This window comes from Paenibacillus ihuae (assembly GCF_001368795.1).
GTDB lineage: Bacteria > Bacillota > Bacilli > Paenibacillales > Paenibacillaceae > Paenibacillus_AQ > Paenibacillus_AQ ihuae.
Genome location: NZ_LN831199.1, coordinates 165,396 through 167,089, shown reverse-complemented (window position 1 = coordinate 167,089; position 1,694 = coordinate 165,396). Strand labels below are relative to the sequence as shown.

The following is a 1,694-nucleotide window of genomic DNA, read 5'->3' as shown; positions in this document are numbered from 1 at the left end:
CGCAGAAACGGATATCGTCCTTAAAAAGGGCGGTAAAACCGTTTCTTCTTGGTTGGAGCAAAACTATTATTATGTGACTATCTAGTAACAACACAAGTTATCTGAGCATGTAATGTTTAAAAATTTGCAAAAGTACTGGATTCTTTTCATCTACGCAAGTATGATATAAGAGTCGATTTCCAAGTAACATATACACGGAGGGGTTAGATGGATCAAATGTTGTATGATGATTTGTCCAGCGCGATCAGTACCAGCGGTTTGGTCTCAATGATCGTTTCTTTGCTCTGTGTAGTATTATCTTGGTGGGCACTTCAGAACCTTAAGCTCGATTTGATCATAAGATATCCCAAGAGCCCACAAGGCAGACTGCTGCACTTACTGCTGGCAATCGTCCTCGGCCACTTCGTGGCGGGCTTCCTGCTGGATTACTTGAGCTGGAGCGGACAGATTCGTAACATGTTTTAATGACTAGGGGTTTGGTTATATCTGTCTTAGGCCAACCCAGTGAAAATGATGTCGAATAATAAGGTTTTATTATGTTAACACTGATGTTTAAGGAACGTGCCCGCACATCGGGCACACTGGCCGAATATCCGATATTTTAACAGATGCATCTTACATTCAAAATTAATTTAAGAAATAATGGACGCGGAGGGAAACCGAAATGAGCAAATTTATCGTCCGCGGTGGCAACAGATTGACCGGGAGCGTGAAAGTAAGCGGCGCAAAAAATTCCGTACTACCGATCATAGCCGCCTCTCTATTGGCAGAAGAAGGAGTAAGCGTCATTGTGGACGCTCCTCCGCTAGACGATGTAATGACCATCAGCAAAGTGCTGGAATCTCTGGGTGCGGGTGTTACATACCAGAACGATATCATCGAGGTTGATGCTAGAAGCATTACTTCCTGTGAAGCGCCTTATGAATGGGTGCGGAAAATGCGGGCATCCTTCTTAGTAATGGGCCCACTCCTGTCCCGTATGGGGCATACGCGTATTTCCCTGCCTGGAGGCTGTGCCATCGGCACGAGACCGATTGACCAGCATCTCAAAGGGTTTGAAGCTCTGGGAGCTGAAATCAGTCTGGGTCAGGGCTACATTGAAGCGAAATCAAACGGACGGCTGCGCGGGGCTAAAGTGTATCTGGATGTAGCCAGCGTAGGAGCGACCGAAAATATAATGATGGCCGCAGCACTCGCTGAAGGTGTTACGGTGATCGAGAATGCCGCGAAGGAACCGGAAATTGTCGATTTAGCCAATTACCTGAACGGTATGGGCGGTATTGTCCGCGGTGCAGGAACAGGCGTTATCCGGATTGAAGGGGTTGAGCGCCTGCATGGCGTGAAGCATCATGTGATCCCTGACCGGATCGAAGCTGGTACCTATATGGCGGCTGCAGCGATTACAGGCGGTGATGTGTATGTGGAAGGCGCAATTGCCGATCACCTCGGTCCTGTTATTGCCAAAATGGAGGAAATGGGCGTTACTATTATCCCTGATGAGAACGGTATACGGGTTATCGGCGATAAGCCGCTGAAGGCTGTGGATTTGAAGACATTGCCGTACCCTGGTTTCCCGACCGATATGCAGTCGCAGATGATGGCGCTGCTGCTCCGCTCGGAAGGCACTGCAGTTGTAACGGAGACGGTATTTGAGAACCGGTTCATGCATGTGGATGAATTCCACAACATGAACG

General features: G+C 48.2%; 2 protein-coding genes. Both read left to right on the top strand.

Going from position 1 to position 1,694, the window contains the following annotated elements; all coding sequences use genetic code 11:
- Positions 1-207: 207 nt before the first annotated feature.
- A complete protein-coding gene (locus tag AQR02_RS20415; protein ID WP_054942292.1) occupies positions 208-465 on the top strand; it encodes a DUF1146 family protein in 258 nt (85 codons plus the stop codon).
- A 199-nt stretch (positions 466-664) separates the two neighbouring features.
- Positions 665-1,694, top strand: a 1,030-nt coding sequence (gene murA, locus AQR02_RS20410; protein ID WP_054942291.1) for a UDP-N-acetylglucosamine 1-carboxyvinyltransferase, incomplete at its 3' end; no start/stop codon positions are given.

Bases quoted from the DNA above. Each gene is read 5' to 3' on its own strand.
- AQR02_RS20415 (WP_054942292.1), top strand. From the start codon at position 208: ATGGATCAAATGTTGTATGATGATTTGTCCAGCGCGATCAGTACCAGC.